Genomic DNA, 19141 nt, shown 5'->3' on the forward strand with positions numbered 1-19141 from the left:
GAAACTAACTTTCACTTGATGAAAGTACACACGAAGGCGAGGGACCGCAAGTGGCTGACGGGTCACCGACGACTGAGGCGGCGCCGGGCACGGCGACCGACTGGCTGGGCCTGCGCGGCGCCCGGGTGCTCGTCCTCGGCGCGGGCGGGATCGGCGCGGAGTGCGTCGCCGGCTACCTCGGCGCCGGCGCCGCCGTCACGGTGGTCGACCGCGACGCCGCGCGGCTCGCCTCCCTCCCCCCGGGCCCGGACGGGACGAGGCCGCACACCCTCGCCGCCGACCTGACCGAGCCGGGCGCGGGCGCCGCCGCCGTCCGGCACGCGCTGGACGCGATGGGCGGCCTCGACGTGCTGCTGCACTGCGTCGGCGTCAACGACCGCCGCCCGATCCTGGAGTTCACCGAGGCCGAGTGGGACGCGATGCTCCGCACCAACCTGTCGACGGCGTTCGGCGCGGCGCGGGAGGCCGGCCGGCACATGGTGGCGGCGGGCGGCGGGCGCATCGTCCTGCTGTCGTCGGTGTCCGGGCATCTCGCCCACAAGAAGCACGGGCCCTACGCCGCGTCCAAGGGCGGCATGAACCAGATGATGCGGGTGATGGCCGCCGAATGGGCCTGCCACGGCGTCACGGTGAACGCGGTCGCCCCCGGCTACGTCGAGACGCCGCTGACCGCCGAGTACCTCGCGCGGCCCGGCGTCCGGGATGATCTGGTGCGTCTGGTCCCGGCCGGGCGGCTGGGGACGGCGGCGGAGGTCGCCGGCCCGGTCCTGTTCCTTTCCTCGCCGCACGCGTCGTTCATGACCGGGCACGTCATGTACGTCGACGGCGGCCGGACGCTCGTATAGGGCTTTGCCGGGTGTGGGCGGCGCCCCCGGCGAACGACACGACTAGGGAGAACGCAGTGAGCACTGGGCAGCAGATATTTCCGCGGTTCGCCGGGAAGACGGTGCTGGTCACAGGGGCCGGCACCGGGTTCGGCGCCGAGATCGCCGTGCGCGCGGCGCAGGAGGGCGCGCGGGTCGGCGTCCACTACAACAGCTCGAAGCAGGGCGCGGAGCGGACGGCCGAGCGCGTCCGGGAGGCGGGCTCCGAGGCGTTCGTCGTGCAGGCCGACATCTCGTCGTGGGAGGCGATCCGCGGCCTCGCCGACGAGGTGTTCGAGCAGGCGGGCACGCTGGACGTCCTGGTCAACAACGTCGGCGACGTCGCCACCGAGCAGATGTCGTGGCGCGAGCTGACGCAGGAGTCCCTCGACCGCGTCATCGACGTCGACGTCAAGGGCACGCTGCTGATGACCCACGAGTTCGGCTCCCGCATGCTCGACCAGGGCCACGGCTCGATCGTGAACATCGGCTCCACCGTCGTGGTGCGGGGCAGCGCGCGGGCCCCGCAGTACGCCGCCGCCAAGTACGGGCTGCTCGGCATCACCAAGTCGTACGCGGCGGCGTTCGCGCCGTCCGTCCGCGTCAACACGTTCGCGCCCGGCTTCATGGAGACGGGCGCCACGCTGGAGCGCGAGGACTGGAAGTCGGGACGCCGCGAGAAGCTCATCTCGCAGACCCCGATGGGCCAGATCCCGCCGCCCGAGATGGTCGCGGGGACCGCCCTGTTCCTCGCCACCGAGGACGCGTCCCACATCACGGGCGCCTACATGCTCGCCGACGGCGGTTTCAACATGGTCGGGGCGTGAACCGATGAAGCTGATCACCTTTGACGAGGGCCGCGTCGGACGGCTGGACGGCGACGACGTCATCGAGCTGGACGTCCCGTCCACCCGGGCGTTCTTCGAGCGCGGCGGGACGGCCGCCGAGACCGGCGAGCGGCTGAAGCTCGCGGACGTGCGGCTCCGCGCGCCCATCCGGCCGAAGAAGTTCTTCCACACGGCCGGCAACTTCGCCGACCACCACGAGGAGCTCCAGGCGGTCAACTGGTCGCATCCGGTGCACAAGGGCATCGTGTTCTTCCAGAACGTGGACGCCATCATCGGCCCGGACGACCCGATCGTCTACCCGGAGCACCTCACCCGGGAGCTGGACTACGAGCTCGAACTGGCCGTCATCATCGGCAAGCCCGGCAAGTTCTTCGGGCCCGAGGAGGCACTGGAGCACATCGCCGGCTTCACGGTCTTCAACGACATCACGGCCCGCGACATCCAGCGCCGCGAGATGGAGTCGGGCGTCTTCTCGTTCAGCAAGGCGATCGAGACGTTCTGCCCGATCGGCCCGTGGATCGTCACCGCCGACGAGATCGACGACATGCAGGACCTCGCGATGCGGCTCCGGGTGAACGGCGAGGTCCGGCAGACGGGGCACACCAAGCAGATGCGGGTGTCGATCCCGCATCTGGTCGCCTACCACTCGCCGCAGACCTACAGCGCGGGCGACATCATCACGACGGGCACGGTCTCGGGCGTCGCGGCCGTCCAGCCCAACCCGTTCGACTTCTACCTCCGCCCCGGTGACGTCGTGGAGGCCGAGATCGACGGCGTCGGGACGCTGCGCAACACGGTCGTCTCCTGGCAGGACGCGCACGGCGAGCCCGCACCGGAGAAGGTCGACTGGTGAGGCTCGCCAACCTGCGCGGACGCCTCGCCGTGGTCGCCGGGGACGCGGCGGTCGACGTCGCCGAGGCGAGCGGGGGCCGCTTCTCCGCGGACCCGCAGGCCGTCTTCGCCGAATGGGACGCGTTCCGCGACTGGGCCGCGTCCCTCGACCCGTCGCAGGGCGAGGCGTTCGCGGTCGAGGAACTGGGGCCGCCCGTGCCGCGCCCGCGCCAGGTGTTCGCGATCGGCATCAACTACGCGGCGCACGCGAGCGAGGCCGGCTACCCGCCGGAATCGGCGCCGGTGACGTTCACCAAGTTCCCGGGCTGCCTCGCCGGGCCCGTCTGCGAGGTCGAGCTGCCGTCCGCCACCGTGGACTGGGAGGTCGAGATGGTGGTGGCGGTGTCCCGGGACACCGTCCGCGTCCGCCGCGAGGACGCCTGGGACCACGTCGCCGGCATCACGCTCGGCCAGGACCTGTCCGAGCGGACGTCGCAGCTCGCCGGGGCCAAGCCGCAGTTCAGCCTGGCCAAGTCGTTCCCGAACTTCGGCCCCACCGGCCCCTGGCTGGTCACTCCGGACGAGTTCGGCGACCCGTCCGACCTCGCCATCTCGTGCAGCCTGTCCGGCGAGACGGTGCAGAGCGCGCGCACCTCGGCGATGATCTACGACGTGCCGGAGCTGCTCGTCCGGCTGTCGCGGGTCTGCCGCCTGTTCCCCGGCGACCTGGTCTTCACCGGGACGCCGTCCGGGGTCGGCAACGCCCGCACGCCGAAGCGGTTCATCCGCGCGGGCGAGGAGCTGGTCAGCGAGCTGGAGGGGGTCGGCCGCCTCACCCAGCGGTTCGTGGCGGCGCGGGAGGTCTGACAACGGCGTCGATCATGAAGGGCGGGCGCTCCCACGCGGTGCCCGCCCGGACATGATCGGCGCCGTCATCCGACGGGCATCGAGGACCGCGCTTCCACCGCCTCCCTCCGGTTGACGGTGAAGAAGCCGACCAGCGCGGCGAGCGCCGCGACCAGCTCCCCGGCGAGACTGATCGTCTTGTCGGCGTACCACGACGGGTCGTACATGCGCGGGATCGGGCCGAGCTGCCCGAAGTCGACGAAGTAGTACAGCAGCACGGCCCCGGCGGCGCTCGCCGCGACGAGGAACGCGATCGCGTACGTCCACCTCCGCGCCCACACCAGCACCAGCACGGCCGCCACGGCCGCCGCGATCGCCTGCGCGTAGAAGAGGTCGTCGCCGGGGATGACGTCGTCCGGGGTGTTCGGCCCAGGGGCCATGTCCGGCGCGAAGCGCCAGTGCACGACAGCGTCGGCCGCGAGTCCGGCGGCCACGAGTAGACGAAGAACTATGCCCATAACCATTGCACGGTGATACCCCGCCGCCGGATCAACGGGACCGTGCCTTTTCTCCCAGGTTTTTCCCTGGCTTGTTCCCAGCGTCCTCCTGGGAGATCACGGCGGCGGGGGCGCGCGCCGTAGAGTTGCCTGGCGACCGGGGGGATCGCGCCCGGCGGCCACCGGCAAGGAGGGCAGCGCATGGCACCCCGCATCACGCCGAGTGCCCAGGTCGACCCGAGCGCGAGGCTCGGCGACGGCACCACCGTGTGGGACCTCGCCCAGATCCGGGAGGACGCCCGGCTGGGCTCGGGCTGCATCGTGTCGCGCGGCGCCTACGTCGGCGCCGGGGTCCGGATCGGCGACAACGTCAAGCTGCAGAACCACGCGCTCGTCTACGAGCCCGCCGTGCTGGAGGACGGCGTGTTCGTCGGCCCGGCCGTCGTCCTCACCAACGACCGGGAGCCCCGCGCGGTGGACCCGGACGGCACGCTGAAGCGCGGCGGCGACTGGGAGGCGGTCGGCGTGCACGTCGCCGAGGGCGCCTCGCTCGGCGCGCGCAGCGTGTGCGTCGCGCCGGTCCGGATCGGCCGCTGGGCGATGGTCGCCGCCGGTGCGGTGGTCACCCGGGACGTCCCCGACTTCGGCCTGGTCGCGGGCGTGCCCGCGCGGCGCGTCGGCTGGGTCGGCCGTGCCGGGGCGCGCCTGGTGGAGGGCCCGGACGGGACGTGGGAGTGCCCGCGCACCGGCGAGCGCTACGCCGAGGCGCCCGGCGGGGACGGCGCGGCCGTCCTCACCGAGACCTCCTGAGCGGGCGTCCTGAACGGTCAGGGCTTGGCGTCCAGGCTCCGGTCCTGGCGGGTCGTCACGACGATGTCCGGGTGCAGGCGGGCCAGCCGGCGGCCGAGCGGCACCGACGTCCGGTCCATCACGACGACGCGGGTGAGCCGGGCGGGGTCGAGGCCGCACAGCACCCGCCGCTGCGCGATGCGGGCGAGCAGCAGCGGCCGGACATGCCGGTAGAACGGCACGAACAGCCGCCGGTGGACGCCGCGGGACAGCCGGGTCCGGGCGGTGTCCAGCCGGGCGCCGGCCCGGCCGAGCCCCGCCACCGGCCGGACGATCACGCGCGGCATCCGGGTGACGATCGTGTGCTCCAGCCAGGGCAGCGGATGCCGGGCCTCCGCCCGGTCGAGCCGGTGCAGCCGCACCCTCCCGTCCAGCTCGTCCCAGCCGTCCGGTTCCGCCGTCACGAGATCGACCTGCGCGCCCTCCTCGTCCACGAAGTGGCCGGCCAGGCCGATGATGCGCGTGTACTGGCGCCGGGCGGGGATGATCGGCTTCGGGTCCATGGCGAGCCGGGGGTCCAGGGCCAGGACGAGCACCCGCGGAGCCCGCGCGCCGCCGCCCGGGTCACCGTGAGTGCCGCCGCCGCTCAACGGAACCACCCCGTCCCGCACGCGCCGCGCCTGCGCGCGGCCAGCTCGGTGAGCCGGCCGATGAGCGGCTTCAGCGTCACGTTCCGGGAGAAGCGGTCCGCGTACTCGCGGGCCTCGGCGACCTGCCGCACGTCCAGCCCGGCCGCGGCCTTCGCCGCGGCGGCCATCGACACGGCGATCTCCGCCGGGTCGAGTCCGCCCGGGTTGAACCAGAGCGGGTAGCCGCGCAGCACCTCCTCCGCCGCCGATCCCGGGGTGTGCACGGACACGACGGGCCGTCCCGCCGCCATGTACTCGAAGATCTTCCCGGAGGTGACGTAGCGGCCGCCGCCGTTGAGGAAGACCAGGACGTCGGAGTCCCGGTAGACGCCGGCCAGGTCGGTCTTGGACACCGGTCCCCGGTAGCGCACGCCCGGTGCGAGCAGCCCGTCGTCCTCGGCCCCCTCCCCGCCGACGGCTTCGCCGCGGCCGGCGACGGCGGCGGCGAAGCGGTTGCGGATCACCTTGACGGAGTTCTTGAAGAAGCCGAAGTACCCGTAGAAGTCGAGGGACGCGTCCGCCATGTGGGGATGCTCCCGGGCGCGGGAGAACCCCTCGACCAGCTCCTCGATGGGCTGCTGGTCGGTGACGGTGCCGACGTAGGAGAAGCGCGGCGCGTGCGCCCGCGCCGCCTCGCGCGCCGCCGGGGGCGGCTCGGCGATGCTCGGGAGCGTGTCGGCGTCCCACCCGTTCAGGACGGTCATCATGCGGCCGGCCGCGTGCGGGTGCCGGTCGGCGTGCCACGCGCGCTGCGCGTCGTTGACGAACAGCGAGTTCGCCGCCGACCGCAGGATCCGGCTCTCCCACCGCCAGGCGGGATGCCCGTCCTCGTACCTGGGCTCCTCGGAGAACTGGTCGAGGGTCCAGGAGTCCCGGTAGTCGACGACGTAGGGCGTGCGGGTCAGCTTGTGGAACAGCCATGCCGCGCCGAACGAGGCGAACGGGTTGCCGGTCGCGAGCACCACGTCGAACCTGTGCCGCCTGTGCATCCGCAGCGCCTGCCGGACGCCCGCCCGCGCCCACGACGCGTAGTGCTCCGGGAAGACGTGCTCCTGCCCCCACGTGTAGAGCGCCTGCGCCAGGTACGGGAACCTGGCGCGGAATCCGCTGTACTCGCGCAGGTTCGTCTCCCACACGAACCGGTTCAGGCTGGGCCGCACGACCGTGACGCGCGGGTCGACGGTGTCCATCAGCTTGTCGTCGACCGAGCCGATCGTGCCGTAGAGGAACGGCAGCGGCGCCGCGAACACCGTGACGTCCCAGCCCAGCTCGACGAGCCGGTTCGCGGTCGCACGCGGGCGGTACACGCCGCTGGCGCGGGACGGCGGGAAGTAGAAGGCCAGGTACAGCAGGCGCGGAGGGTGGCGTTCAGTCATGGGATCGTCCTCCGGCGATGGTGTAGGCGGGCCGCGCGGCGGACGGCAGCAGCCGGGTGTAGACGGCGTCGAGGATCTCCGCCTGCGCCTCCCACGTCCACTCGCGGAGCAGCTCGGGCCGGTCGTCGTACACGGCCCGGTAGCGGCCCGGGTCGGCGAGCACCGCATTGACGGCCCGCACGTAGTCGTCCAGGTCCTCGGCGCGGAACACCTCGCCCTGCCCGGTCTCCCGCACCATGCCGCCCATGGCCCGGACGTCGCTGACGACGATCGGCAGCCGCGCGTGCGAGTACTCGAAGAACTTCGTGATCAGCGCGATCTCGTGGTTCGGCCAGTGGTGGATCGGGATGACGCCGAGGTCGGCGGCCGACAGGAACTCCACGACCCGGTCGAACGGCACGTACGGCAGGACGTGCAGCCGGTCGGCGACGCCGAGCCCGGTGGCGCGGGCGAGCAGCCCCCGCACGTACTCCGACCCCGCCGTGGCGACGACCAGGGCGACGTGCAGCCGCGGCAGCCGGGGCAGCGCCTCGATCATGATGTCCAGGCCGCGCTGCACGGAGGCGCTGCCGCTGTAGACGGCGACCGGGACGTCCGGCCCGACACCGCACAGCTCCCGCAGGTCCGGGACCGGGGCGCGCTCCTGCGCGCCGCTGCCCGCCGGCGCTCCGGCGAGCGGGGCGTTGAGGACCACGGTCGGCTTCTCGCGCAGGCCGTGCCGCTCGGCGAGCAGTTCGCCGAGGGCCGCCGAGACGGTCACCACCGCGTCCGCGTCGCCCGCGTACTCGCGCTCGTGCGCGCACATCGCGGGATGCCAGCGCGGCGCGGCGCCCCAGGGCCGGATGCCGGGCAGGAACTCGTGCGCGTCCCACACGAGCTTGGCGTCCCGGCCCTTCGCCCGCGCCCGCCGCACGGCGCGCGCGCCGATCCCGAGCATCCGGAAGTCGTTCGCGTGGACGATGTCGGGTTCCAGCGCGTCGATGATCTTGCCGTAGGCGCTGTCCCAGTCCCACAGGGCGCGGTCGAGGACGCGCCAGGCCCGGTCGCCGAGCACCGCCTGCCAGAACCTGATCGGCAGCCGCTCCAGCGGCGTGTGTGGGTTCTCCCGCGCCGCGGTGAGCGCACCGGTCTGCCGCAGGCGCAGCGCGACCCACCGCGACTGCGTCTTCGCCGTCGCGCGCCGCGCCATCAGCCACGCCTTGCGCAGCCTGCCGCCGGGCTCCAGCCCGGACGCGGCCAGGTCGGCGCGGCGGGACTGGACGAGCCGGCGCCGGTAGTCCGCCACGCTCGGATGCCCGTAGGCGAGCGGGCGGCGAAGAGTGGCGCGCAGGACGCCGTGCCGGTCCCGGACGAGCGTCTGCCGCAGCGGGACGAGGCGCACGTGCGCGCCGCCCAGCGTCCAGGACCGCCGCCGCCTGCTCGGCGGGGCGCAGCCGAGGAGGTGCACCTCCCAGCCCGCTCCGGCGGCCGACGCCGCCGCCTTCTGCACCCGGGAGTCCCGTTGGACGTCGTTGTCGACGAGCATGACGATGCGGCCTCGCGACTCCCCGGCCGCCGTGTCGTCCTCATTTCGCATGCGGTGCTCCAGTCGGTTCTCAGTCGAGGCTCCAGTCACTGGTCAGCGAGGCGAGCCGCCGATGACGACGCGTTCCACGCCGCACCAGCGCGCCGGGTCGGTGACGCGGCGGCCGTCCACGAGGGCCTTGACGCCCGGCAGGTCGTCCGCGCCGAGGTCCCGGTAGGCGGCGTGGTCGGCCTGCACGATCGCGGCGGTGACCGCCTCCCCCCGGTGCGGGGGAAGGCCCAGACCCGCGAGTTCCCCGGCCGTGTACATCGGGTCGGACACGTAGGGGACGGCGCCGCGCGCCCGCAGCGCCTCGACCGTGGGGAAGACGCCGGAGAACGCCGTCTCCTTCACGCCGCCCCGGTACGCGGCGCCGAGCACGAGCACGCCCGCGCCCGCCAGGTCGCCGTAGGCGTCCGCGAGGAGGCCCACGGCGTACTCGGGCATGCCCGCGTTGGCGTCGCGGGCGGCGCGCACGACCGTCGCGGACGGGTCGTTCCACAGGTACATCCGCGGATAGACGGGGATGCAGTGGCCGCCGACCGCGATGCCCGGCCGGTGGATGTGGCTGTACGGCTGGGTGTTGCAGGCGTCGATGACCTTCATGACGTCCACCCCGACCGCGTCGGCGTAGCGGGCGAACTGGTTCGCCAGGCCGATGTTGACGTCGCGGTAGGTCGTCTCGGCGAGCTTGGCGAGTTCGGCGGCCTCCGCGGACCCGAGGTCCCAGACGCCGTTGGGCCGGTCCAGGTCGGGCCGCTCGTCGAAGTCGAGGACCCGCTCGTAGAACTCGACGCCGCGCCGGGTGGACGCGCCGTCGATGCCGCCGACCAGCTTCGGGTAGCGGCGCAGGTCGGCGAAGACCCGCCCGGTCAGCACCCGTTCCGGGCTGAACACCAGGTGGAAGCCGTCGCCGGGCGCGAGGCCCGAGCCGTCCGCCAGCATCGGCGCCCAGCGCCCCCGGGTGGTGCCGACCGGCAGCGTCGTCTCGTAGCTGACGAGCGTGCCGGGCCGCAGCCCCGCCGCGATCGAGCGGGTCGCGGCGTCCATCCAGCCGAAGTCGGGCGTGCCGTGCCCGTCGACGAACAGCGGGACGACCACGACGACCGCCTCCGACCCGGCGACCGCCGACGCCGTGTCGGTCGTCGCGGCCAGCCGCCCGTCCCGGACCGCCGCGTCCAGGTGGACGTCCAGGTCCGCCTCGCCGGGGAACGGCTCGCGGCCGGCGTTCACGTCCGCCACGACCCGCTCGTCCACGTCGGCGCCGATCACCCGGTGCCCCTTGCGGGCGAACTGCACCGCGAGAGGAAGACCGATCTTGCCCAGCGCGACCACGCAGATCCGCATCAGCCACCCGCCTCCCTGGAAGAACCGCGCCCGAGGTCAGACGGCACCCAGCACCTCCGCCGGACCGAGGGCCACCGTCGTGCCGAGGCGCGCCGACTCCAGCACGGCCACCGACACCTCGACCGTCCGCAGGCCCTGCCGCAGCGTGACGATCCCGGGCTCCTCACCGCCGCCCGCGCCCGCGCGGACCGCGTCGCGGAACCGCTCGTGCTCGACCAGCAGCGGCTCCCGCTTCGGGATCGCGTACCGGACCATGTCGCCTTCGGACACGCCGCGGAACGTCCGCAGCGCCTCCCACTCGGTGCTCGTCTCGCCGTTGGCGTAGAACGTCAGGTCGGCCGTCAGCGTGTCGGCGACGAAGCAGCCGCGCTCCCCGGTGACGGCGGTGGTCCGCTCCTTGAGCGGGCTCAGCCAGTTCACGAGGTGGTTGACCATCGCGCCGTCGGCGAGGCGGCCGACGGCGGCGACCATGTCCTCGTGCGGGCGGCCGGTGCGCGCGACCGTGTGCGCGCAGATCGACACGTAGTCCTGGCCGGTCACCCAGGCGGCCAGGTCGATGTCGTGGGTGGCGAGGTCCTTGACGACCCCGACGTCGGCGATCCGGTTGGGGAAGGGCCCCTGCCGCCGCGTGACGACCTGGAACACCTCGCCCAGCTCGCCCGCCTCCAGCCGGGCCCGCAGGCTCTGCAGCGCCGGGTTGTAGCGCTCGATGTGGCCGACGCCGGCGACCAGGCCGCGCGGCTCGAACGCCTTCACCAGCCGCTCGGCGGCCTCCACCGACTCGGCGAGCGGCTTCTCGATCAGCGCCCCGGCGCCGGCCTCGGCGAGCGCCAGGCCGACCTCCTCGTGCAGCGCCGTCGGGCAGGCGACCACCGCGTAGTCGACGCCGAGGTCCAGCAGGTCCTGGAGCGAGTCCAGCAGCGGCACCCCGGGCGGGACGCCGCCGGGGCGCTCCGCCGGGTCGACGACCCCGACGAGGTCGACGCCGTCCAGCTCGTTCAGGACCCGCGCGTGGTTGCGTCCCATGACGCCGAGCCCGACCAGCCCGGCCCGCAGCGGCGCGCTCATGACGTGCCCCTCCCCGCTGCCGCCCGATGACCACCGGCCACCTCGTTGACGGCGTCGGCGACCCGCGCGAGATCCTCATCGCCGACCGAGGGATGCACCGGCAGCGACAGCACCTCGGCCGCCGCCCGCTCGGTCTCCGGCAGGTCCCAGCGCGGGTCGGGCCGCCCGTCCAGCAGGTACGGCCGCAGCCGGTGGACGGGCGCCGGGTAGTAGACGGCGCTGCCGATCCCGCGCTCCGCCAGCCCCCGCTGGACGGCGTCGCGCTCCGCGACCCGGACGGTGTACTGGTGGTAGACGTGCCGCGCGCCGTCCGCGACGGGCGGGACGGCCACGGCGGTGATCTTCGCGTCCAGGAACCGGGCGTTGGCGATGCGCCGCTCGGTCCACTCGGGCAGCCGCTTCAGCTGCTCGCGCCCGATCGCCGCCGCGACGTCGGTGAGCCGCAGGTTGGCGCCGACGATCTCGTTGGCGTAGCGCTGCTCCATGCCCTGGTTGCGCAGCAGCCGCAGCGTCCGCGCGGTCTCCGCGTCGGCCGTGGTGACCATGCCGCCTTCGAGCGCGTGCATGTTCTTGGTCGGGTAGAAGCTGAAGCAGCCGACCGTCCCGAGCGCGCCCGCCGGGGTCCCGCCGAGGGCGGCGCCGTGCGCCTGGCAGGCGTCCTCGACGACGGCGAGGCCGTGCCGCTCGGCGAGCGGGCCGATGCGGTCCATCGCCGCCGGGTGCCCGTACAGGTGCACCGGGATGATCGCGGCGGTGCGGGGCCCGACGGCGGCGGCGACGGCGTCCGGGTCGACGCAGAACGTGGCGGGGTCGATGTCGGCGAACACCGGCTCGGCGCCGGCCAGGCGGACGACGTTGGCGGTGGCCGCGAACGTGAACGACGGGACGACGACCTCGTCGCCGGTGCCGATGCCGAGCGCCGTCAGGCTCAGCTGCAACGCCGACGTCCCCGAGTTCACCGCGACGCAGTGGCGGCCCCCGGCGAGCGCGGAGAACTCGTCCTCGAACGCGGCGACCTCGGGCCCCTGCACGACCCGGCCGCTGCGCAGCACGCGCACGGCCGCCGCGATCTCCGCCTCGCCGATCACCGGCCCCGCCGCGGGAACGGTCCTCTCCGTTTCCACGGGCATGCTCGGACTCCTCAGGCGAACGATGGGATCGACGCACGATGATGCGTGCTAGGCAGATCCCCTCACCGGAGGGAAGGACGCGCACAGGGCGCAGACCATCAGTGGAAGCCTGGCTTAACGGGAAGTGTCCAGGCCGCGACGCGGCCCGCTCATCACGCCTTGCCGGCCTTGACGCGCAGGTAACTCCAGTACAGCAGCCCGAAGAGGATGAACCCGGACAGGATCAGGCCCGACCCGGTGCTCCATCCCGAGAACGGCAGCACCTCCACCAGGCCCCACGCGACGCCCGCCCCGATCAGGGCCAGTCCCGTCAGGATCGACCCCGTCAGCCGCCACCAGGAGGTCACGCTCTCCTCGGCCGCCTGGATCGCGCGCTCCCGGACCGGCTCCACGTAGCGGTCCACGGCCGGGAACTCCCGGGCGAGGATGAGCAGCCCGGCCAGCACCAGCAGCAGCCCGGGGCCGGGCAGGACGAGCAGCGCGATCCCGGTGACCAGCACCGCACCCCCGCCGACCAGCACCGCGCCCCGCTTGGCCGACCTCCCGTACCCCATCGCCCCTCCCGCCCGGACGGGGCCGAACCGCTCCCCGCCACGTCGCCGTGCACCTACACGCTAGATGTTGCGCACGACACGCCCGCCAAACCAGGCCCCCGCCCCGGGAAAAGACTCCCACAGCAGGGACTCACCCCGATGACCGGCGGCACCGGCCCCGGATCGTCGCATCACGTTCCGGGGCCGGTGCTCGGATGAGGGCTGAGCGTCCGGGGCGCGGCCGGGCATGGAGCGGCCCCGTCCCGGGGGCGTGAGGGGACGGGGCCGCGGGCCGCGCGGGACCGGGCGACGGTCGCCCGCGCGGCGGGTCTGCTAGTCCTTGACGGCCGCCTCGGCGCCCGCGCCGGTCAGGGAGCGGACTTCGATCTCGGCGTACTTGGCCGCGTTGTACTCCTTGCTGAGGACGGTCCCGAGGAAGCCGCAGAGGAAGCCGATCGGGATGGACAGGAGGCCCGGGTTGCTGAGCGGGAACCAGCTCCAGTCGTGGTCGGTGAACAGCGCCTTCTCGTCGCCGGACACGACCGGGGAGAACGCCACGAAGAAGATCGCGGCGCCGAGGCCGCCGTAGATGGCGGAGGTGGCGCCGGCGGTGTTGAACCTCTTCCAGAACAGGCTGTAGAGGATCGCGGGCAGGTTCCCGGACGCGGCGACCGCGAACGCGAGGGCGACGAGGAACGCGACGTTGAGGCGCTGCGCGTAGATGCCGAGGACGATGGACACGGCCCCGATCACCAGCGCGGAGATGCGGGCGACGCGGACCTCGTCCCGCTCGGTGGCCTTGCCCCTGCGGAACACGTGGGCGTACAGGTCGTGGGAGAAGGACGAGGACGAGGCGAGGGTGAGGCCCGCCACGACCGCGAGGATCGTCGCGAACGCGACGGCGGCGATGACCGCGAGCAGGATCGTGCCGCCCGCGTCGCCGAAGACGATCTCGCCGATGCGTTCGGCGAGCTGCGGCGCGGCGGTGTTGCCCGCCGGGTTGACCTTGGCGATCTCCTTGGAGCCGACGAGGGCGGCGGCGCCGAAGCCGAGCACCAGGGTGAACAGGTAGAAGACCCCGATGAGGCCGATGCCCCACATGACGGACTTGCGGGCGTCGCGGGCGGTCGGGACGGTGTAGAAGCGGATCAGGATGTGCGGCAGCCCGGCGGTGCCGAGGACGAGCGCGAGGCCGAGGCTGATCAGGTCCAGCTTGCCGGTGAGGCCGGAACCCTCGGTGGCGTAGCGCTGGCCGGGCTCCAGGAACTTGTCGCCCTTGCCGCTCTGCTCGGCGGCGTCGTTCAGCAGCGAGGACAGGTTGAAGCCGAACTTGCCGAGGACCAGCAGCGTGATGAGGGCCGCGCCGGTCATCAGCAGGACGGCCTTGACGATCTGCACCCAGGTGGTGCCCTTCATCCCGCCGAACACCACGTAGATGATCATCAGGACGCCGACCAGCGCGATCGTGGCGCCCTTGGCGAAGTCGCTGGTGAAGCCGAACAGCAGCGAGACGAGCGCGCCCGCGCCGACCATCTGCGCCAGCAGGTAGAAGATCGACACGACGATGGTGGAGACGCCGGCGGCCGTCCGGACGGGACGCGGGCTCATCCGGAACGCGAGCACGTCCGCCATCGTGAACCGGCCGGAGTTCCGCAGCAGCTCGGCGACGAGCAGCAGCGCCACGAGCCAGGCGACGAGGAACCCGATCGAGTACAGGAAGCCGTCGTACCCGTACAGGGCGATCAGCCCGGCGATGCCGAGGAAGGACGCGGCGGACATGTAGTCGCCGCCGATCGCGAGGCCGTTCTGCGCGCCGGAGAAGGACCGTCCGCCGGCGTAGAAGTCGGTGGCGTTCTTGGTGTTGCGGCTGGCCCACACGGTGATCGCGAGGGTGGCGGCCACGAACACGATGAACAGGATGATCGACAGGGTCTCGTTGCTCATCGGGCCTCCTCCGCGGTCTGCGTGCCCTGCGCGTCCTCGGCCGCCATCTCGGCGACGATCTCGGCGCGGAGCTTGTCGGCGGCCGGGTCGAGGCGGCGCTCGGCGTGCCGCGAGTACAGGTACGCGATGCCGAACGTGGACACGAACTGCAGCAGCCCGAAGACGAGCGCGACGTTGATGGAGCCGAACAGCTCGGTGCCCATGAAGTCGCGCGCCCACCCGGACAGGACGACGTACAGCAGGTACCAGCTGAGGAACGCGGCGGTCATGGGGAATGCGAATCGGCGGAATCTGCGGCGGAGCTCCTGGAACTCCGCCGTGCCCTGGAACCGTTCATAGACGGTGCCGGTGGCGTTCTTATCGATGGACACGACCGCCCCTCCTCTGTTGTGACGCCAATCACGCGCAACCGTAAAGACCCAGCTCGGAGGGGACGAGGGGTCGGCGGCACGGCTGCGGCAAGGTGCCGCTCATCATCGGCGGAATGCTGAACCCGTCGTTCAACGGTCAATCTGGCGCGATGAACGGTCAGACCCGGCGGGGCCGCCAGGTGCCCCGATCGACGTCGAGCGACTCCGGAGTGTGCAGGCGCACCATCATGCGGGCGACGCCCGGCGGCACCCGGCGCTGCGTGCACAGCGACACCACGATCATGACGGTGAACGCGATCGGGACCGTCCAGGCGGCGGGCTGGGCGAGCAGCGCGCCCGCGAGCCCGGCCGGCGGCCCGGCGGCGATCGTCACGATGACGGCGGTGCCCGCGAGGATGCCGCCCGCGACGAGGCCCGCGAGCGCGCCCGGGACGGTGAGCCGCCGCCACCACACCCCGAGGACGAGCAGCGGGCAGAACGTGGACGCGGCGACGGCGAACGCGAGCCCCACCACGTCCGCGACGGCGAGGGACCTGGCCGCGATCGCCAGGCCCAGCGGGACGACGAGGGCGAGCAGCGTCCCGACGCGGAACGACCGGACGCCGCCGCGCAGGATGTCCTGCGCCAGCACCCCGGCGACGGACACGGTGATGCCCGACGAGGTCGACAGGAACGCCGCGACCGCGCCGCCCGTCACCAGCGCGCCGAGGAGGTCGCCGCCGACGCCGCCGATCAGCCGTCCGGGCAGGGTGAGGACGACGGCGTCGGCCCGCCCGGTCATCAGCAACTCGGGGGTGTAGAGGCGTCCGAGCACCCCGTACAGGGCGGGGAGCAGGTAGAACGCGCCGAGCAGCGACAGCACCATGACGGTGGTGCGGCGCGCGGCGCGCCCGTCGGGGTTGGTGTAGAAGCGGACGAGGACGTGCGGGAGCCCCATCGTCCCGAGGAACGTGGCGAGGATCAGCGAGTACGTCGCGTACAGGGAGTGGTCGCGCCCGTCGAGCGGCATCGCCCATTCCCGGTCGGTCGTGACGGGGCGTCCGCTGACGTGCGGGACGTCGGCGCCGGCGGGGAAGGTGACGGAGGTGTCCTGCGCGATGCGGTGCGGCCCGGGGTCTAGGGCCAGCGGCGCGTTCGCATAGTGACGCCCGTCGACGTGCCCGTCCACGACGACCCGGACGGGCGTGGTGACGTTGACGGTGACCGCGACGCCGACGGCGACGGTGGTGCGGTCGCCGAAGCGCGGCGGGACGTCCGACGACAGGCCGGGCGCGCCGTCGCCCCGCCACGCCAGCAGCAGGAACACCAGCGGGACGGCGAGCGCGGTCAGCTTCATCCAGTACTGGAACGCCTGGACGAGGGTGACGCTGCGCATGCCGCCGCCGAGCACGTTGACGGCGACGACGACCGCCACGAGCACGCCGCCCGTCCACACGGGGACGCCCGTGACCGTCCGCAGCACGAGCCCGGCGCTCTGGAACTGGGGCAGCAGGTACAGCCAGCTGATCAGCACGACGAGGACGCTGGCGACGCGCCGCACCGCCATGGACTCCAGCCGCGCCTCGGCGAAGTCGGGCAGCGTGTACGCCCCGGAGCGGCGCAGCGGCGCCGAGACCAGGACGAGCAGGACGAGGTATCCGCCGGTCCAGCCGACCGGGAGCCACAGCATGTCGGCGCCGTACGCCAGGATCAGGCCGGCGATGCCGAGGAAGGACGCCGCCGACAGGTACTCGCCGCCGATCGCGGACGCGTTCCGCAGCGGGGTCACCGCCCGGGACGCCACGTAGAAGTCGGACGTCGTGCGGGAGATGCGCACCCCGAGGACGCCGATCAGGACGGTGGCGACGACGACCAGCAGGACGCCGGCCAGCCCGTAGGCGGCGCTCACGGCCGCTCCCCACCCCGGTCGTCGCCCCGGTCGGCGCGGTCGACGAGGTCGGCGAAGTCGTCCTCGTTGCGTTCGGCCTGCCGGACGTACCACCAGCCGCAGACGACGAACCACGGGTAGATCAGCCCGCCGAGCACGACCCACGGCAGCGGCAGGCCGAGCAGCTCCCGCTCGCGCACCTCGGGGACCAGCGCGAACAGCATCGGCAGCCCGAGCACCACGACGGCGAGCACCAGGCAGAGCCGGGCGGCGAGCCGCAGCTGGGTGCGCAGGAGCGAGCGCATGTACGCCTCGCCGAGCCCGGTCTGCTCGTCGATCTCGCGGGTGACCGGGTAGCGGGGCCGCCGGACGGTCCGGGTCCGCGGCCCGGTGACGAGCGTCCGGCCCGCCTTTCCGGGGGACGCGGGCGGCCGTCCCCCGGCCGGGACCTCGCCCGGCGCGGTGCCGCGCGGCGGCTCCCCCGGGCTCAGGACGACCTCCGCGCCCGGCGCACCAGCAGGTCGCGCAGCTCGCGGACGTGCCGGCGGGCGACCGGCAGCTCGGTGCCGCCGACGACGATCGTGCAGCGTCCGGAGTCGAGCCGCAGCTCCTCGATCGCCGACAGCGCGACCAGGTGGCTGCGGTGCACCCGGACGAACCCGGCGCCGCTCCACCGCTCGCTGAGCGAGTTCAGCGGGATGCGCACCAGGTGGCTGCCGCCGGAGGTGTGCAGCCGCGCGTAGTCGCCCTGCGCTTCGACGTACAGCACCTCGGCGGGGGTGACGAACCGGGTCACTCCGCCCAGCTCGACGGGCATCGGCTCCGGCTCGGCGGGGGCGCTCTCCGCGGCGGCGTCCGCCCAGCCGGCCTCCTCGGCGGCCTCGGTCACCCGCGTGATCGCCAGGCCGAGCCGCTCGGGCCGCACCGGTTTGAGGAGGTAGTCGGTCGCCTTGATCTCGAACGCGTCGACGGCGTGCCCCTCGTAGGCGGTGACGAAGACGATCTGCGGCGCGCGGGCGAACTGGGCGAGGACGCGGCCGAGCACGGTGCCGTCCAGGCCGGGCATCCGGATGTCGAGGAAGACGGCGGCGATGGGGCGCCCGTCGGCGAGGGCCCGGTCGAGCTTGCGCAGCGCGGCGGCGCCGTCCCGGGCGGTGTGGATCTCGCCGATCCGCGGGTCGGCGCTCAGCAGGTGGACGAGGTCGTCCAGGGCGGGCGGCTCGTCGTCCACCGCAAGGACACGCAGGCCCACCGCACCGTCCCCTTCCCCGTGCCGTCTCCCCCGTGCCGTTCGCCACATTCCAGTCGGCGGCGGCACGGCAGTCAAGAGGCCGTGACGCCCGGACGGTACTTCGGGACGCGCACGATCACCTTGGTCCCGGCGCCGGGCCCGGTCTCGACGGCGATGCCGTACTCGTCCCCGTACACCTGGCGGAGCCGGTCGTCGACGTTGGCGAGCCCGATCCCGGTCTCGTCCGGCCCTCCGGCGGGGGTGCGCCGCTCCCCGGCGAGGAGCCGCCGGACCTCCTCCGGGTCCATGCCGATCCCGTCGTCCTCGACGCTGATCACGCAGTCGGACCCGGCGTCCTCCGCGACGATCGTGATGAGGCCCGGCTCCGACCGGTCCTGGAGCCCGTGCCGGACGGCGTTCTCCACCAGCGGCTGCAGGCACAGGAACGGAACCGCGACGGGGAGCACCTCGGGCGCGATCCGCAGCGTCACCCGGAGCTCCTCCCCGAACCGGGCGCGCTGCAGCAGCAGGTACCGGTCGATCGACCGCAGCTCCTCGGCGAGCGTGGTGAAGTCGCCGTGCCGCCGGAACGAGTAGCGCGTGAAACCGGCGAACTCCAGCAGCAGCTCGCGCGCCCTTTCCGGATCGGACCGGACGAACGACGCGATGGTGGTCAGCGAGTTGTAGATGAAGTGCGGCGAGATCTGGGCCCGCAGCGCCCGCATCTCGGCCTCCATCAGCAGCGCCCGCGAGTGGTCGAGCTCGGCGAGCTCCAGCTGCGCGTCGACCCACAGCGCGACCTCTTCGGCGGCGCGGATGAGTCCCGCCGGGACGTCCTCCCCGTACGCGGCGAGCGTGCCGATGACCCGGTCGTCGGTGGCGAGCGGGACGACCACGACCCGCCGGATCGGGCAGTCGAGCCGGTCGCAGGGCACGTCGTGCACCTGCGTGCGCCCGTTCCCGAGCGTGACCCCGGCGTGCGCGAGGCCCTCCGCCGCGTGGTGGTCGTGCTCGCCGTCCCAGGCCAGCAGCCTCTCCCCATCGGTGATCGCGAGCGCGGGGCAGTCGAGCAGCGCGCGCAGATGCCGCGCGGCCTTCTGCGCGCCCTGCTCGGTCAGCCCGCCGCGGAACGCGGGCGCGGCCCGCGACGCGGTGTGCAGCATCTCGAACGTCGCCCGGTGCGCGGGGCCGCCGAGATCACCCTCCCGCCCCTGCCGCCGCCACCACAGCAGCGCCGGAACCCACGTCACCAGCAGCGTCGCGGCGACGGCAACGACCACGTCCATGCGGGCCAACCTATGCCGCCTTCGCTCCGAAAAGTGAAGCTGATCACTTCTCGCCGGAATC

At 73.3% G+C, this 19141-nt stretch carries 19 protein-coding genes; 5 read left to right on the forward strand and 14 right to left on the reverse strand.

Features of this window, described 5'->3' with window-relative positions:
• Window positions 1–50 precede the first annotated feature (50 nt).
• The 4 genes from SM611_RS03170 to SM611_RS03185 are packed head-to-tail and all read left to right on the forward strand — an operon-like array spanning window position 51 to window position 3409.
• On the forward strand, window positions 51–845 hold the full coding sequence (locus SM611_RS03170) for an SDR family NAD(P)-dependent oxidoreductase (RefSeq protein ID WP_371947246.1): 795 nt from the start codon (window positions 51–53) through the stop codon (window positions 843–845).
• Between the two features lie 56 nt (window positions 846–901).
• Complete coding sequence (locus SM611_RS03175; protein ID WP_371947247.1) at window positions 902–1690, forward strand: SDR family NAD(P)-dependent oxidoreductase; 789 nt, start codon at window positions 902–904, stop codon at window positions 1688–1690.
• Between the two features lie 4 nt (window positions 1691–1694).
• A complete protein-coding gene (locus SM611_RS03180; RefSeq protein ID WP_371947248.1) occupies window positions 1695–2564 on the forward strand; it encodes a fumarylacetoacetate hydrolase family protein in 870 nt (289 codons plus the stop codon).
• A complete protein-coding gene (locus SM611_RS03185) occupies window positions 2561–3409 on the forward strand; it encodes a fumarylacetoacetate hydrolase family protein (protein WP_371947249.1) in 849 nt (282 codons plus the stop codon). Before SM611_RS03180 ends, SM611_RS03185 begins: the two co-directional genes overlap by 4 nt.
• Window positions 3410–3474: 65 nt before the next feature.
• Here SM611_RS03185 and SM611_RS03190 read toward each other — a convergent pair whose 3' ends face one another.
• Complete coding sequence (locus SM611_RS03190; protein WP_371947250.1) at window positions 3475–3882, reverse strand: hypothetical protein; 408 nt, start codon at window positions 3880–3882, stop codon at window positions 3475–3477.
• 204 nt (window positions 3883–4086) lie between these two features.
• Here SM611_RS03190 and SM611_RS03195 point away from each other — a divergent pair, with 204 nt between their 5' ends.
• The gene (locus SM611_RS03195) at window positions 4087–4695 is read left to right on the forward strand and encodes an acyltransferase (protein WP_371947251.1); all 609 of its coding nucleotides are present in this window, start codon (window positions 4087–4089) and stop codon (window positions 4693–4695) included.
• Between the two features lie 17 nt (window positions 4696–4712).
• On the opposite strand, the gene SM611_RS03200 is transcribed toward SM611_RS03195, so the two are convergent.
• The 13 genes from SM611_RS03200 to SM611_RS03260 form a co-directional block, all read right to left on the reverse strand.
• On the reverse strand, window positions 4713–5324 hold the full coding sequence (locus tag SM611_RS03200; RefSeq protein ID WP_371947252.1) for a hypothetical protein: 612 nt from the start codon (window positions 5322–5324) through the stop codon (window positions 4713–4715).
• Window positions 5321–6739, reverse strand: a complete 1419-nt coding sequence (locus SM611_RS03205; protein WP_371947253.1) for a glycosyltransferase — start codon at window positions 6737–6739, stop codon at window positions 5321–5323. Before SM611_RS03205 ends, SM611_RS03200 begins: the two co-directional genes overlap by 4 nt.
• On the reverse strand, window positions 6732–8315 hold the full coding sequence (locus tag SM611_RS03210; RefSeq protein WP_371947254.1) for a glycosyltransferase family 4 protein: 1584 nt from the start codon (window positions 8313–8315) through the stop codon (window positions 6732–6734). Before SM611_RS03210 ends, SM611_RS03205 begins: the two co-directional genes overlap by 8 nt.
• Before the next feature lie 42 nt (window positions 8316–8357).
• On the reverse strand, window positions 8358–9650 hold the full coding sequence (locus tag SM611_RS03215) for a nucleotide sugar dehydrogenase (RefSeq protein ID WP_371947255.1): 1293 nt from the start codon (window positions 9648–9650) through the stop codon (window positions 8358–8360).
• Between the two features lie 36 nt (window positions 9651–9686).
• Window positions 9687–10718 (reverse strand): Gfo/Idh/MocA family protein, encoded by a 1032-nt coding sequence (locus tag SM611_RS03220; RefSeq protein WP_371947256.1) that lies wholly within the window; start codon window positions 10716–10718, stop codon window positions 9687–9689.
• Window positions 10715–11848 (reverse strand): DegT/DnrJ/EryC1/StrS family aminotransferase, encoded by a 1134-nt coding sequence (locus tag SM611_RS03225; RefSeq protein ID WP_371947257.1) that lies wholly within the window; start codon window positions 11846–11848, stop codon window positions 10715–10717. Before SM611_RS03225 ends, SM611_RS03220 begins: the two co-directional genes overlap by 4 nt.
• A gap of 152 nt (window positions 11849–12000) precedes the next feature.
• Window positions 12001–12402 carry a PGPGW domain-containing protein gene (locus SM611_RS03230; RefSeq protein ID WP_371947258.1) on the reverse strand — a complete coding sequence of 134 codons (402 nt, stop codon included), beginning with the start codon at window positions 12400–12402 and terminating at the stop codon, window positions 12001–12003.
• Between the two features lie 312 nt (window positions 12403–12714).
• Window positions 12715–14325 carry a monocarboxylic acid transporter gene (locus SM611_RS03235; protein ID WP_371947259.1) on the reverse strand — a complete coding sequence of 537 codons (1611 nt, stop codon included), beginning with the start codon at window positions 14323–14325 and terminating at the stop codon, window positions 12715–12717.
• Entirely contained in the window at window positions 14322–14690 is a 369-nt protein-coding gene (locus SM611_RS03240; RefSeq protein WP_371947410.1) for a DUF485 domain-containing protein, read from the reverse strand. Before SM611_RS03240 ends, SM611_RS03235 begins: the two co-directional genes overlap by 4 nt.
• Window positions 14691–14853: 163 nt before the next feature.
• A complete protein-coding gene (locus SM611_RS03245; RefSeq protein ID WP_371947260.1) occupies window positions 14854–16584 on the reverse strand; it encodes a sodium/solute symporter in 1731 nt (576 codons plus the stop codon).
• The gene (locus SM611_RS03250; RefSeq protein ID WP_371947261.1) at window positions 16581–16868 is read right to left on the reverse strand and encodes a hypothetical protein; all 288 of its coding nucleotides are present in this window, start codon (window positions 16866–16868) and stop codon (window positions 16581–16583) included. The genes SM611_RS03245 and SM611_RS03250 overlap by 4 nt, the downstream gene beginning before the upstream one ends.
• A 182-nt stretch (window positions 16869–17050) precedes the next feature.
• A complete protein-coding gene (locus SM611_RS03255) occupies window positions 17051–17815 on the reverse strand; it encodes a LytR/AlgR family response regulator transcription factor (protein ID WP_371947262.1) in 765 nt (254 codons plus the stop codon).
• Between the two features lie 71 nt (window positions 17816–17886).
• Entirely contained in the window at window positions 17887–19080 is a 1194-nt protein-coding gene (locus tag SM611_RS03260; RefSeq protein WP_371947263.1) for a sensor histidine kinase, read from the reverse strand.
• Window positions 19081–19141 lie beyond the last annotated feature (61 nt).

The organism is Actinomadura monticuli (genome assembly GCF_041463655.1).
Lineage (GTDB): Bacteria > Actinomycetota > Actinomycetes > Streptosporangiales > Streptosporangiaceae > Spirillospora > Spirillospora monticuli.